Origin of the sequence: Oceanobacillus bengalensis (assembly GCF_003628445.1) — a bacterium.
Lineage (GTDB): Bacteria > Bacillota > Bacilli > Bacillales > Amphibacillaceae > Oceanobacillus > Oceanobacillus bengalensis.
In genome coordinates this window covers 1-14,369 of sequence record NZ_RBZO01000035.1, presented here as the reverse complement: position 1 = coordinate 14,369, position 14,369 = coordinate 1, and the positions used below count along the sequence as shown (strand labels likewise).

Here is a 14,369-nt window from a genome sequence, read left to right as displayed (position 1 = left end):
TTCATGGAAGAAATCATCATAAGCTTACAAGCAATTTTTCAGCCAGGTATGTTACTAACGATCGCAATAGGTGTATTTTTAGGTATTATATTTGGATCCATTCCTGGTTTTACAATAACAATGGCCGTTGCCTTAACATTGCCTTTTAGTTTCGGTATGGAGCCGCTCCAAGGCATTTCCCTCATGATGGGGGTTTGGCTGGGAGGAGCTTCCGGTGGTTTAATTTCTGCAGCACTACTCGGCATACCAGGGACGCCATCCGCTTTAGCCACTACTTTTGACGGATATCCGATGACGAAAAAGGGTAAACCTGGTAAGGCATTATCAGTAGGATTATGGTCTTCCTTCTTTGGCTCCATTATTGGTGGTCTAATTTTAATCTTTGCTGCACCTTTATTAGCTAACTGGGCACTAGAATTTGGCCCATGGGAATTTTTTAGCTTAATGCTTTTCGGTTTAACTGCAATTATTAGTTTAGGTGATGGCCCATTAAGTAAAGGAGCAATTGCAGGACTATTGGGAATGTTTTTCGGAACATTTGGTCTTGACCCAGTAACAAGTTCCCCACGATTTACATTTGGGCAAATAGAACTTTCTGCTGGTTTTGATTTCTTGCCGATTCTCATCGGGGTATTTGCATTTTCGCAATTACTTTCAGAGTTAAAAAATCACCAAAATAATCAAAGCATCGATTCAATTAATCAAAATATGAGCTTTTCCTATCCAGTTTTTAAAACAATAAAGATAATGTTTACATCTTGGGTGAATGTCCTACGTTCTTCTATTGTCGGTGTAATTGTTGGCGCGCTTCCTGGAGCGGGTTCCTCCATTGCAAACGTACTTAGCTATGATATAGCAAAAAAATCATCTAGGAATCCAAAAAAATTTGGAACAGGAACTGCAGATGGGGTTATTGCAGCGGAGTCAGCAAATAACTCCTCAGAAGGTGGCGCTTTAATTACGACATTGGCACTTGGTATACCAGGAAGTGCTGTTACCGCGATGATGATGGGTGCCTTATTAATTCATGGCATTCAACCAGGTCCTTTCTTTATTTCAACGCAGCCAACACTTGCTTACGGTATATTTATTTCGTTCTTTGTTGCTGCAATTTTCATGTTGATTATTCAATCATTTGGAATTAGGTTGTTTGTAAAAATCAATGATGTTCCTTTTCAATACTTGCTACCGATTGTTATCGTCTTATGTGCATTTGGTAGTTTCGCTATTAATAACCGCATGTTTGACGTATGGGTACTATTAATTTTTGGGTTAATTGGATATGTCATGAAAGAATACGGATTTTCCATTCCATCCTTTGTTCTCGGTGTAATCTTAGGCCCAATGGCAGAAGAAAATCTACGCCGTGCATTAGAAACGAGCGCAGACCTTTCATTATTTGTTACGAGACCTATTTCCGGCGTTTTAATACTCTTAACCGTACTTTCGATTGCCTATGGGTTATATAGTTCTAGAAAAACAACAAACAGTAAATCCAATGACGACTTTTCAAAAACAGCTAATTAATTTATTTAAGATAAACTATCGACAGCTAATCTAATCAAGCAGATTAGCTGTCTTTTTTATTTCAAAACCATCGCTATCAAATACGATATGAATAATACTCCTTCCTTCAAAATATAGTACAAGTATGGGTCATTTTTTATTGGAGGGACGAATCTATTATGTTGTACAAAATTTTCCCTGGATTAAAGCAAATTATAGAATATAGCCGTTTAAATATAACTGGCGACCTTACTGCTGGTATGACTGTTGCTGTATTATTAATCCCACAAAGCATGGCCTATGCAACAATTGCAGGTGTACCCCTGCATGTCGGATTATATGCCGCAATTTTTCCAGTGTTCTTTTATATATTATTTGGAGGCGCATCACGATACCTTTCTGTGGGACCTGTTTCCGTCGTTTCCCTTCTGGCATTCTCTGGTATATCCAGTCTAGACCAATCCCAATCATTAAACTTCCTAGAAAGCATGATTATCCTAAGCTTCATTGTCGGCTTCTTACAGGTTGTATGGGGATTCTTCAAACTTGGCTCCATTTTCCATTATGTTTCCGAAGCAGTATTGAATGGATTTATCGCTGCAGTCGGCATTATTATTATATTAAATCAACTCGATTCTTTTCTTGGTGTTTCCCTACCTGCCTATGAAAATCTTATTACGTTTAGTTCCAGGGTCATTACGCACCTTCACGCTATTCATCCATATACATTTGGTATTGCGTTAGGATGTATTATTGCACTCTATCTCATAAAGAAAAAATTCCCCACTATTCCAGCTGAATTTATTATCATCATTGCGTCCGTTATCATCGTAGAGTCACTCGCTTTATATAATCAGGGGGTAGATATCATCGGGAAGATAACATTTGAATTCCCACAATTACCTACAACCATACCAACAGCAGACTTGATATTTTCCCTTCTACCAATAGCACTTGTAATCGCATTTATATCATTTGTCGAGTCATATGCTGTTGCAATGAAACTAGCAACAAACGACAAGGAACCGCTTGATCCAAACCAGGAGCTAAGAGGATTAGGTGCAGCAAACATAGGAAGCTCGATGGTTGGTTCGATACCAATTGCAGGAGCGATATCAAGAACTGCTGTTAACTATAAAGCCGGTGCCAAAAGTAATCTTTCCTTATTCGTAGCAGCAGTATTTGTTCTCATGGCAATTATCTATCTAACACCATTCTTTTACTATTTACCAAAAGCGACACTAGCCGCAATTATCATTTTTGCTATATCGAATCTTATCAATTTTGGACAACTCCTTCATTATGTAAAAAACAAAATGACCGATGCACTCATTTACCTTAGCACCTTCCTAACAACTTTAATGGTCGATATCTTTCTCGGCCTCGTGGTTGGCATGATTACCTCCTTCTTTTTATATACGAAATTAAAATAAATTTAACCTGAATCTTGCTTACTATATCCTTGTAATGAAACAAACATCATATATTAAATGGTTAGTAATCTTGTTGTAATCACAAAATGATACCCTTGAATGTAGTCTAGAACATCAAAGGAGTTATCATACATATGTACCTAAAGGCTTTCTTTTGTAAAATATTTTTCAAGAAACATAAGTACAACTACTATACTGATAAATGTGTTAGATGCGGGAAAGAAAGGAACATATCTTATGAACAAAACTAGCTGCATTGCTAGACTATTGGGCGCAGCCTCTATCGTGTAATAATCCCTTGTTGCCTTTCCATTGTAGTGGGGATGTGACCCCCTGCTCTGATCTTTTGACTCCTTCACCGATACAGCTTGAAGTCCAACCATACTAACCCTGACCCATTTAAAAACGCCTGGTATTATTATTGTATTTCCATATAGAGGAGATTACATTTTGTAAGGAAAAAGAGATAGAAAATCAATTTTAGTATGTTAAAAATCGGAAATACCACAGAAAAGTATCTCTCCTTGGACGGTCTAACACAGGTTACCCCCACTTGTAATAATGCCAACAAATCATGTATAATATATTCATAATCAACGTAAAATAAAAAAGACTGAGCATAACCAGCGCCCAGTCTATGCAACCTCTACCGTCAGGGTGGTGGTTGTCAAATTTAGTTATTTTCTTTGAGAACCACCCTTTTGCTTGTGACGGCGCGGGGTGGTTTTCTTGTTCTCTAGTATGTTTTTCCGAAAGATAAAAGCACTTAATTCACGTACAATCCCTTTCAGAGCTTCACGAAGAAATTCAGGGAAATGTTTCCATAATTATCACCTCCTTTCCATTAAAGGAAAGAAGAAAGACAACCAACCACCCTCACAATATTCAGTTGCTACTTTATTTTATCATATTAATGATGCGATAGTTCCCTTCAAGAGATAAAGTAAATAAACGTAGACAAACGAAAAAGGAGAATAACAACATATCGTTGAGCCACTAATCATCTTATGATTTTTTAAAACACTACCACTCTATCATTTCAGAAGAACTGGGACGATGTACCACAGGCCCCTTCTTTTCCCTCCACCCTCTTTCGACAAAACAAACTACATTATTGTATAATAGGACATATATATTAATAGGATTAGGACTCACTAGGAGGAAACAAATAATGAAAATAGCAGTAGCTGGGACGGGTTATGTCGGTTTATCGAATGCCGTACTTTTATCACAGCATAATGAAGTTGTTGCACTTGATATCATTCCTGAAAAAGTGGAAATGATTAATCAAAAAAGGTCCCCCATCGTGGATGAGATGATTGAAGATTACCTTAGAACAAGAGATCTAAATCTAACAGCAACAACCGAACCAAAAGAAGCATATAATGATGCAGATTTTGTTGTTATTTCCACACCAACCAATTACGATCCAGATAAAAACTATTTTGATACCAGCTCTGTTGAAGCTGTCATTCAAGAAGTTTTAGCAATTAATCCTGAAGCAGTGATGGTTATTAAATCAACGGTACCTGTTGGATATACGGAAGATGCAAAAGCGAAATTCAACACGGAAAATATCATTTTCTCTCCTGAATTTCTACGAGAAGGCAAGGCATTATACGACAATTTATACCCTTCTCGCGTGATTGTCGGGGAACAATCGGATAGAGCGAAGACATTCGCTGATCTACTGGTTAATGGGGCGAAAAAAGAGGATATAGATGTATTATTCACTGATTCTACAGAGGCGGAAGCAATTAAGTTGTTTGCAAATACGTACCTCGCAATGCGTGTTGCCTTTTTCAATGAATTAGACAGTTATGCTGAAATTCGTGGACTAAATTCGAAGCAAATCATCGAGGGAATTGGGCTAGATCCAAGAATCGGTACACATTATAATAACCCATCATTCGGTTATGGTGGATATTGCCTGCCAAAAGATACAAAACAGCTCTTGGCAAACTATGAAGATGTACCAAACAACATTATTCAAGGAATTGTAGATGCCAACTCCACAAGAAAAGACCATGTTGCCAATATGATTCTAAATCGCAATCCGAAAATTGTTGGTATTTACAGGCTTACAATGAAAATGGACTCTGATAACTTCAGACAGTCTTCTATCCAAGGCGTGATGAAACGTCTAAAAGCGAAAGGTATTGAAGTTGTCGTTTACGAACCAGCATTAGAAGCGGATGATTTCTTTAATTCTAGAGTAATTAAGGACTTTGAAGAATTTAAAAAGGTTAGTGACGTCATTGTTGCAAATCGAATGTCTGAAGAATTATCTGATGTGAGGGAAAAAATCTATACGCGTGATTTGTTTAGCAGAGATTAATAGGATGCAAGGCGGAGAGCGTATGTCAGCTCTCCGTTTTTTATGTCTCATATTGTATAATGCCAAACTCCGCATTCCGCAACAATCAGGCTAATTCAAAAGTTCCCCCGATATTGTCCCTAAAACCTAGAGAGTGCCTGCCACTATTCGGTTTCAGTCATAATCTGACATGTCCCTACCTACTCCCCCATCTCCTGCATCAATTCTTCAAGTGCCAACCTCACATCCTCCGCATTCCCTTTATCGACCTGAACCTTCTTTCTCGGTTCTTGCCTTTCCGTCTTCTTCAACACTTCAAACCATCCTGGAATAATCTCATTCGTATGTACAGTTGTACTTGTTGCTCGTTTTCTCCCACGACTATTCTTAAATGCCACCTCATCTGCCTTCACTTGTTCCACCGTATGTATCCCTTTCTTCGCCCAGGCTTGTAGAATACTTTTCACATACCCCCAACTTGTCTTATTTCGTTCGAGTGCCCGCTTCATTGCCTCAATGACTAACACTTCACCGATATCACCGATCCAATGCATTAATGATTCCACAACAAAAGGACTTGCCACACCAAAGTTCTCCTGGTAGAACACAAACGCATCCGCTGTAATAATATTATTTTCCTTTTCTTTCTTTTCTTTTTTGTTTTGTTTTATTAATGGGCTAGCTTCTAAGTTCTTAGGCTGGTCTTCAAGCTGGTTCACTCCCTGGTTACCTAGGTGGTCCATACTTTGGTCACTCAAATGACTCATATCATCAGCCGCTTCCACCGTCAGCCTCATGATTCGATAAATTGGTGCTTGATTATGACTTCTAGATTCAAAGTCAATATACCCTTTCTCCTTCAGTTCTGTCCGTGCGCGTTTAAAGGAGCTTTCCTTCAAACCAGATTTCAACCTTAATACCGTCGCAGATACTGTAAATGTTTCTTTCCATCTTGTTTTATTATTCATATGCATGAGTGCATACCATAAAGCAACTGCTGAACTTGATAGTGGATTCTGTTCAATCCTGTCGTAAAAGGCATTCATTTCTTTAATATAATTCATCTCGATTCCCTACTTCCTTGGTGCCAGGCACTTATGATTGCCGATTGCCTCGCACCCTATTTATTTTGCTCCATCAGAAGTCTCAACTTCTTCCTTGCTTGTTTTCCTAATCTTAACAACCCCAACACAAGGTGCCTGGCACTGTTCAGTTTTCGACAAATTTCGACAAGTGACAGGCACCTATACTTGCTCTAATTCAATTCTCAATTTTTTCCTTGCTTGTTTTCCCCAATCTTTAACTGCCTCAAGTGACGCTTTCTCTTGCTCAGCTATTTCCTTAAGCGGCATGCCGTGGATGACATGGTAATAGACCCATTTCCATTGTTTCTCGGTTAGCTCGGATTTAACTTGCTTCCAAAATGCATCATCCATCATTTCGAATCCATCTGTTTCAGGTATGGGGAGCTTTGAGTCACCATAGCGATTTCCATTGGTTTGATTTTTAATTTGCTCCTGTGCGGATATGTCGTCCTTTTCGTTATCCCTTGTTTTCTTGCGGATCATGTCGATGAGGCGATTACGGATGGTGTAGTTGAAGTATGTAGCAAGAGGGCCTTTATCTGGTTGGTATTTCTTATACGCATCCCACATGGCATACAATCCTTCGCTGTAGAAATCCTTGTATGGATCGTGGATACCTAATTTTCTAACGTGGAAATGGATTCGGGCTTCATTCTGCTGGAAAATCTCCTCGAATGTAACCTTGTTATCGTTCTTCATACAATTCTCCTCTCTGACTTAATGAAACGTGTAACTAGTAATCATGTGATAGCTCCATCGTAAAAAAAATCCTGAAACTTGGCGAATGCGCTAACTTGGCATTTTTGTTCCAAAATTCAATTTTGGACCCGAAAAAGGCCTCAAAAAGCTTCCAAAATTAAATTTTGGAAGCTTTTGTCGAAGTTAGCGCATATTTAGGAAAAATAAGGGATTTTTTTCATTTGTGAACAAAAATCGAACAAACTTTTGTTTTAAATTAGGAGGCACATCACATACGCAGTACTTTTCCTTCTACGGATCCTAAAAAAAGAATTGAACCTGTCATTAGCCATATTTTTTATAGATTACGATAGTCCCTCCATACAGAAGAGAAAAATCTATCCTTTTATACCTAAAGAAACACTTTTGCATGAATCCACAAAAAAGGAACTTAATATGGTGTACTCCCTCTTCCGTTAAAAGGATAATTGCTAAAAAAGGAAGGGGAAGTTACTGTTTGGAGGAAAAAAATGAATATGCTTACCTCGCCTATATCTTTGGGGATGCTATTTATAAAGCAAGAAAAGCGAACCGATTATCACAACAGGAGCTTGCTGAAAGATTAGGTATTGATGTTAAACATGTTGGGAATCTTGAGAACGGATGGAATCTCCCAAGGCTCTCGACAGCGATTAAAATTAGAGAACATTTAGGTATTAGTATTGATGAAGCAATAGATGAAATACTTAAAGAAAAGGAGAGCAGGAAGGATACCGATTAGTAGCCCTATAATCAGAATACATATGAAGGTAACTTTCTGCCACTCTATCTCAGGTTCTTCATCCATCGATCAGTTAAATCTTAAGTATTATCCCTAACTTAGTTAATAAAGTAAACTGCCACGACAAATTTTTCTCCTCGGAACCCTCTCTTCATTATCAAAGGAGGCAAATTATGTGCAACATCCAATCCCGCTATTCCATCAATCATAAAACGATGATCCTGTTACCTGTTAAACATACCGATTACGATACGATTGTAGTTGAGCAGGACAGGCATCTCTTTGTCCAGCAAACGACGACCCAACTTATTCGTACAGCCTGTTTAGACAACTGCTCCACCTATGAAGGAACAAGGACTGCAGTCATGCATAAAACTGGGTTCAAGCGGAAAGTGCCGATCCCAATAAACAGAAGCAAAAGGATATACACCTTCCCCACCCATTCTACTAATAGGAACTTCCTCAGCTGCTGGGTTTTCTACCAACATGTTGAACATATTAGAAATAATCCATTTGCAAAAACCTCGAATCCATCGGCTATTATTACATTTAATAATATGGCAGAACTAAAATTAGAGGCTATATCCAGTTATGCTTTGAAGCAGCAAATGCGAAGAACGTTCGCGTGTATACGGGAATTTTCTACAGAGGAACTCCAGATGACATAATCCTATTCCGAAAAAAACTGTCAACGACTGTGGATAGATATAGGAACAGGTAACGAAGGCGTAGAGTGGTTTTCTTGTTTTCTAAGACGTTTTTCCGAAAGATAAAAGCACTCGATTCTCGCACAATCCCTCTCAGAACTTCTCGTAGAAATTCAATGTTTCCATGATTATCACCTCCTTTCCAAAAAAAGGAAAGAAGTGCGAAACCAACCACCCTCACAATATTCAGTTGCTACTTTATTTTATCCTATTCTTATTACATTACAATCCACTAATTCTCGACACATTATGACAAAAGCCAAGAATTGTAGGCGCATCCGGAGTTTAAAAATCACAAAAATAATATGGAAGCATTAAAGCATTTAGAAATTGCTTATGAACAGGTTTTGGTAGAAGTGTTAAGGAAATGGCTCTGTTGAAATTATTATATTTTAGCAATAGGGTCTGACCACAAGGTCTACAACAAAATAGTACAGCACACCGCAACTTTTTACAAAGTGCCATACCATCATCTCAGCAAGTACTAGACAAAACGATAGATATACTAACTCTCTATAATTTTAAGTAAATTAAGACAATGGGGTGATCCCAAAATCTATAATCCATCTTGAGCAATAAATAGAATTATAATAAAAAATCATGTATAATATAAATAGAATTATAATAAAATAAAGAGAAGTGCTATCAAACACTTCTCCTTGCAACCTCTACCGTCAGGGTGGTGGTTGTCTAAGTAGATTTATTTTTTCCGAGAACCACCCCTAAGCTTGCGACGGCGTAGGGTGGTTTTCTTGTTTTCTAAGACGTTTTTCCGAAAGAAAAAAGCACTCGATTCTCGCACAATCCCTTTCAGAACTTCTCGTAGAAATTCAAGTAATGTTTCCATGATTATCACCTCCTTTCCAAAAAAGGAAAGAAGTGCGACAACCAACCACCCTCACAATATTCAGTTGCTACTATATTTTATCATATTATTACTGTATTATAATCTACTAATCTTCGACATATTTGACAAAACTCAAGAAGTCGTATGGGAATGGGAAATTCAAAAACTATCAAATGACTTTAACTTGCCATATTCCTAAAGCGTATAACACACTATTTGTTCAAACGTTTGTTTTACATTTTGTTGCTATAACACATAATTATTTCACCATCTCATTGAAGAGCAGGTTCGTTGAACTGGACGAGGTACTGTCCCTATGTACTTTTTCAAATCCACATATTATGGTTAGTATCTATTGAATAATATTGTACAAATCATGTATAATATTATTATATAAAGCATAGAATAAAAAGGACTGAGTGCTAGTAACACTCAGTCTTAGCAACCACATGCCGCATGAAGGACGGCTAACCAAATATATTAAGTACTATAAAAAGTAACTATCCTATCCTTTGGTCGAGGGGTGGACGGTTACTTTTTTCTTATTTCTTTGACGATCTGAACAACAAGTGCTAGCCCGTTAACTAGAACTAAGCTTGATGTTAGTGCAATAATGATTGCTTCATATGTCGTCATTTTTATACCACCTCCCTTCTCTTGGGAGATGGTCAACCGTCCATCCACTTTATGTAATTGCTATACTATAATTTTAACAATATGACAATAATAATTCCTTGAGCCTAAATAACCACATAGACATGGATTCATCGCACCAATCAGGAAAAATTGGGCTCGATATGTCGCCGTAGATGCTGCGCGGCTAATCGTAACTTTCCCTGTATCCATTGGCTTGCCTTAGCATGTCCAGCGTTCGCTTGGGGAATTCAGCCATTTCATCAAGAAAAAGTACCCAATAATGTGCGAGAGATACCTCTCCAGAAAGAAGGAAATGTTTCTGAAAGCAAACTCTTTCCACAACCAGGAGGTCCAGACATAAGAACATTACGACCACCTGCAACTGCAATTTCCAATGCCCATTTTGCTTGTTTATGTCCCAAGATATGTCTATAATCTTTACCAAAAGAGAATGTTTGTTCTGTGGGTTCTTTAGGGGTAATAGTAGGAAGAGAAAACGCAGCTAATTGTCCAGAGAACGATTCGACAACTTCTTGTAGTGTCTCTACATAACGAAATTCTATACCATCAATTGTACTAAGTGGCACGTCATGCATTTTAGGTAAATATAAAGTTTTAAAACCTTCCTTTCTGGCAGCAATTATTGCAGGCAACATCCCTTCTACCGATTTAATGGTCCCATCAAGTGACAACACACCTAAGAAAGCCGCGTCTTCTGGAATCTCATCCTTAATTTCATCCGCTTCCTTCATTACTCCAATTGCCACCCGCCAATCAAAAATGGTGTGACTGCTAAACTGGAGTAGACAGTTTTTGCTAGATAAAATGAAACATTGATTTACTTAACTAAGTGTCAAACAAACCCAACAATGAATATTAGTGAGTTTATTAGCTAGTTCGACGACAAATATAGGGCGTTGTGCCTCTCTCTGTGATCCTCAATGCTAGGGATAATGTAGCAAAATAGAAAAAACCGACCATACATTTGGTTCATTTTTTACTTTTTAGGAGGAGATTGATAGATAGGTGATGAATAGTTCTAAATATTCTATATTATGGAGGCGTTATGATGAAACGAAAAAGAAAAATTGCAATGTTAGGTGGGGCAATTCTATTAAGTACAGGGATTTTAACTCCCCTCATTGATTCACCAGTTGTTTCAGCAGATGCATCAGTAATTAGCAAACCATCTATTTCCGGTTTTATCAGTCATGATGAGTTAACAAGAACACTTAATCAAATTGAGAAAACGAGTAAAGGTAATATTGTAGTAGACGTAGCAGGTTATTCCAATCATGGCCGTGAAATTTATAAGGCAACTGTTGGGTCAGGAGATAAAGTTGTATTAATTCAGAGCGAGATTCATGGAAATGAAAAAGTTGGTACAAAAGCGTTATTAAATATACTTAAAGAAATTGGTAATAAGAACTCCCCAGAAATGAGACAGCTTAGAGAGGAATTGACCATTGTAGCTATGCCGATGGTTAACCCCGATGCAACAGAATTAAATCGCCGCGGGAATGAAATGACTTGGGATGAAGTGGTAGAACAATTCCCACAATTGGATGGCGTAGCACCATCTTGGAATTACTACAAATACACCAATCAATATTGGGATTATGCATCTAATCCTGGTTTTGATGTAAACCGTGATTTTAATCCTGACCTAGACTATGTACCTCAACCAGAGGATTTTCCAAATAGCTCTTCAGATCCAGGATGGTTTATTACACCAGAATCACAAACAATTCGAGATGTTTATAAAGATTTACAGAACGAATTTGACAAAGTTGATGTATTTGTAGATTTACACCACCAAGGTGAATATGTCATTGATGGTACAGATGATCCAGTTACATTCTCACTATCAGGTGTATTCGTACCAGACCCTAGTACTCCAGAGGGGGAGAAATATCGTGAATATGCGGATGATTATGATGTTGATTTTTCGAAGCAATTAAATATTGCTGCATACGATGCATTACAGCAAATGGGTAATTCACCGTTTGGAAATATATCACTTTACCCTCAAGATTTGGATTTACCAGGAACAGCACTTGGAGCATTTGCACTAAATGGCAGTGGTTCTGTTTTATTTGAAATCACTGGGCAAACGCAAAGCTATGGTCAAAAGAAACTTGGGCAATTAACGAAAGCAGTGGAGAGAGGGCTACACGGTATATTAAACAGTGTTGCAACAGATGAGGTCTACGATTTGGATGTTGAAGATTATGATGATATTCCATTAACAGATAGATAGAAAACGAATAAAGGTAAATGAAAGAGACACAAATAAGAAAAGAGAAGAACCGTTAACATTTCTCTGGTTCAGAGGGACAGGTTCACTGGTCCGTTCTTAAGAATGAGCCAAGTACATAGGCTCACAGGAACAGGTACACCGCCCTTCAAAATAGGGGGCCGAGGACCTGTCCCGACGGCTCCTGTCCCTGTGTCTCTTAAAAATTAGACTGCAACAAGAGATGCTGGTGCGGCTCCCGTTCAAGTTGGTGCGCCTGGTTATGCTAAACATCTAGATAGGGAGGCTGTTGGAGATAGGCGTGAATAGATTTGCGGTGTGCATGTATTTGCACACCAAGTTTTCCCCAGTAAAGACTCTATTTAGATATAAAATACAGTGCACTGCAATTTAAACTACAAACGCCTACCACCAAGCTTTTCTTTCTTCGCTGTTAAAGACACGCTGTAGGCACTAATCCCAAATTCCCTTTATATAAAAAAACAGGTGAACGAATTCACCTGTTTTTTTACTGTTATTTATATCAAAACCAGTTAGACTTTGTTCCTACTTATTCTTTTATTTAGAATACAAGGTTTAATTTACTTTCTTAAAATCCATGACTCCTGTTAATTTATTCCTCTTTAATTTATTTTCGATTAAAGTTCCGAATATTAAAATAACTAAAGTGATAGGTAAACCAACAAGAATCGGATCTAGTGCCCAGACAAAAACTACATTCCCCTGATCTGAAGCAGCAGTCTGGTTCCCTAATATAACTCCTAAAATGGTACCTAAAGCTCCTAAAATCATTGCTGAAATTGTGGAATAATACGCTGTTCTTGCTGCCTTCCAAAATACCAAAGCTAATAATACTGGAGCTAACGAGGCTGCCATAATTTTGCCACCAGTTAATAGAAGCTCTAGTATATATGGTAATGAGCGGCCAATTAAGGTTCCCGCAATCGCGACCCCTACTACTGATATTCTACTAACAAGAACAACGCTTTTCTCAGATGCTTGTGGATTAATCCATTGCTTATAGATATCATGAGATATGTTTGAAGCTGTTGTTAATATTGTAGAACTCAAAGTAGAAATACAAGAAGCAACTATAATAACTGCGAAAACTAAGCTTCCAAATGTCCCAAATAAAGTTGTCATACTCATAAATGCTTCTTCTGGGTTCGTATTCGGAAATATAACTAGTGCAATAATTCCGACAAGGAAAGGTACCATATACCAAACTAGGGATATCGCTCCACCATACAAAAAAGATTTTTTGGCAACTTCATCACTTTCTGCTGATAAACCTCTTTGAATTAATGTTTGATAACCTATAAAAGTTAGCGCACTTGCAGCAATCCAAGCGAAAGCTTGTGATCCCCCTACATTTCCTAAATCCCAGTGTGTTTCAGGTATAGCGTTAGTTAATACATCCCATCCCCCAATATATGCGATTGACAATGGGATCATAAGTGTAGTACCAATCAATATTACAACTGCTTGGATGGTATCAGTAATCATAACTGCCCACATTCCGCCAGTTACAGTAAAAAGCAATGTCACAAGTAACGTAATTACTAGTGCAAGGTCTAGAGGAATATCGAATACGGATTGGAATACAACCGCCATACCGAGGGAAGCCCCCGCAGTCACACCCATATCACGACAAGCAACAAGAATGACAGAAACAACTTTGTGTGGCCAGCCAAAGAAGCGATTAAATAGTTCTGGGACTGTGGTTAGATTAGCTCTACGTAATCTCGGTATGAACCAAAATCCCAACCACATCATAACTGCGATTCCTCCGAAACTAGCAAAGTAAGCAGAAACTCCAAGTGAATAACCTGAACCAGCATATCCTAAAAGAGAGGCCGAATTAATTAAGGTAGCAATAACCCCACCCACTACAAGCCAAAGAGGAACTGACCTTCCTGCCAATATATAGTCAGAGGAATCCTTTCTACTCATTTTCCTAGCCGCCAACGGACCTATAATAATTAGGAAGGCGAAATAAATGTAAGCGTCAAATAATCCCCACCTATTTTTAGATGGGGATTTTGTTTATACTTTTTTTAGATTTATTTATTAGGAACACGACATTTCTCTGGAATCGTCGGCGACCAAGGAAGGAATTGAT

At 38.0% G+C, this 14,369-nt stretch carries 13 protein-coding genes and 2 pseudogenes; 7 read left to right on the top strand and 8 right to left on the bottom strand.

Annotated features, from left to right (window positions below; genetic code table 11):
* Nucleotides 1–3: 3 nt before the first annotated feature.
* The 3 genes from D8M05_RS16995 (at nt 4) to D8M05_RS16980 (ending at nt 5,277) form a co-directional block, all read left to right on the top strand.
* Nucleotides 4–1,527: a tripartite tricarboxylate transporter permease gene (locus tag D8M05_RS16995; RefSeq protein ID WP_121133938.1), complete on the top strand. Its 1,524-nt coding sequence runs from the start codon at nt 4–6 to the stop codon at nt 1,525–1,527.
* Between the two features lie 158 nt (nt 1,528–1,685).
* Entirely contained in the window at nt 1,686–2,939 is a 1,254-nt protein-coding gene (locus D8M05_RS16990; RefSeq protein ID WP_121133936.1) for a SulP family inorganic anion transporter, read from the top strand.
* Between the two features lie 1,171 nt (nt 2,940–4,110).
* Entirely contained in the window at nt 4,111–5,277 is a 1,167-nt protein-coding gene (locus D8M05_RS16980; RefSeq protein WP_121133932.1) for a nucleotide sugar dehydrogenase, read from the top strand.
* Between the two features lie 179 nt (nt 5,278–5,456).
* Here the strand turns inward: D8M05_RS16980 and D8M05_RS16975 are convergent, their stop codons facing one another.
* Together D8M05_RS16975 and D8M05_RS16970 are read right to left on the bottom strand one after the other, a co-directional pair.
* The gene (locus tag D8M05_RS16975) at nt 5,457–6,320 is read right to left on the bottom strand and encodes a DnaD domain-containing protein (RefSeq protein WP_121133930.1); all 864 of its coding nucleotides are present in this window, start codon (nt 6,318–6,320) and stop codon (nt 5,457–5,459) included.
* A gap of 180 nt (nt 6,321–6,500) precedes the next feature.
* Nucleotides 6,501–7,040, bottom strand: a complete 540-nt coding sequence (locus tag D8M05_RS16970) for a sigma-70 family RNA polymerase sigma factor (protein WP_121133928.1) — start codon at nt 7,038–7,040, stop codon at nt 6,501–6,503.
* Nucleotides 7,041–7,536: 496 nt separating this feature from the next.
* Here D8M05_RS16970 and D8M05_RS16965 point away from each other — a divergent pair, with 496 nt between their 5' ends.
* Complete coding sequence (locus D8M05_RS16965) at nt 7,537–7,800, top strand: helix-turn-helix domain-containing protein (protein WP_183072843.1); 264 nt, start codon at nt 7,537–7,539, stop codon at nt 7,798–7,800.
* Between the two features lie 173 nt (nt 7,801–7,973).
* A complete protein-coding gene (locus D8M05_RS16960; protein WP_121133924.1) occupies nt 7,974–8,468 on the top strand; it encodes a competence protein ComK in 495 nt (164 codons plus the stop codon).
* Nucleotides 8,469–9,207: 739 nt separating this feature from the next.
* Here the strand turns inward: D8M05_RS16960 and D8M05_RS20310 are convergent.
* From D8M05_RS20310 to D8M05_RS16940, 5 genes and pseudogenes are all read right to left on the bottom strand, one after another.
* Nucleotides 9,208–9,354: a hypothetical protein gene (locus D8M05_RS20310; protein WP_183072842.1), complete on the bottom strand. Its 147-nt coding sequence runs from the start codon at nt 9,352–9,354 to the stop codon at nt 9,208–9,210.
* A 531-nt stretch (nt 9,355–9,885) separates the two neighbouring features.
* Nucleotides 9,886–9,990, bottom strand: coding sequence for a putative holin-like toxin (locus D8M05_RS20430; RefSeq protein ID WP_220667598.1), 105 nt, complete (start codon nt 9,988–9,990; stop codon nt 9,886–9,888).
* A gap of 60 nt (nt 9,991–10,050) precedes the next feature.
* Complete coding sequence (locus tag D8M05_RS20655; RefSeq protein ID WP_121133920.1) at nt 10,051–10,200, bottom strand: ATP-binding protein; 150 nt, start codon at nt 10,198–10,200, stop codon at nt 10,051–10,053.
* Complete coding sequence (locus tag D8M05_RS20785; protein WP_121133918.1) at nt 10,175–10,357, bottom strand: ATP-binding protein; 183 nt, start codon at nt 10,355–10,357, stop codon at nt 10,175–10,177. Before D8M05_RS20785 ends, D8M05_RS20655 begins: the two co-directional genes overlap by 26 nt.
* Nucleotides 10,358–10,742, bottom strand: a pseudogene (locus tag D8M05_RS16940) (magnesium chelatase domain-containing protein); the annotation flags it as partial.
* Nucleotides 10,743–11,059: 317 nt separating this feature from the next.
* Here D8M05_RS16940 and D8M05_RS16935 point away from each other — a divergent pair.
* Both D8M05_RS16935 and D8M05_RS20950 read left to right on the top strand, forming a co-directional pair.
* Nucleotides 11,060–12,250 carry a M14 family zinc carboxypeptidase gene (locus D8M05_RS16935; protein ID WP_121133914.1) on the top strand — a complete coding sequence of 397 codons (1,191 nt, stop codon included), beginning with the start codon at nt 11,060–11,062 and terminating at the stop codon, nt 12,248–12,250.
* A 216-nt stretch (nt 12,251–12,466) separates the two neighbouring features.
* Nucleotides 12,467–12,556 (top strand): annotated as a pseudogene (locus D8M05_RS20950) (excalibur calcium-binding domain-containing protein); the annotation flags it as partial.
* Nucleotides 12,557–12,823: 267 nt separating this feature from the next.
* Here D8M05_RS20950 and D8M05_RS16930 read toward each other — a convergent pair.
* The gene (locus D8M05_RS16930; RefSeq protein WP_121133912.1) at nt 12,824–14,200 is read right to left on the bottom strand and encodes a sodium:solute symporter family protein; all 1,377 of its coding nucleotides are present in this window, start codon (nt 14,198–14,200) and stop codon (nt 12,824–12,826) included.
* Nucleotides 14,201–14,369 lie beyond the last annotated feature (169 nt).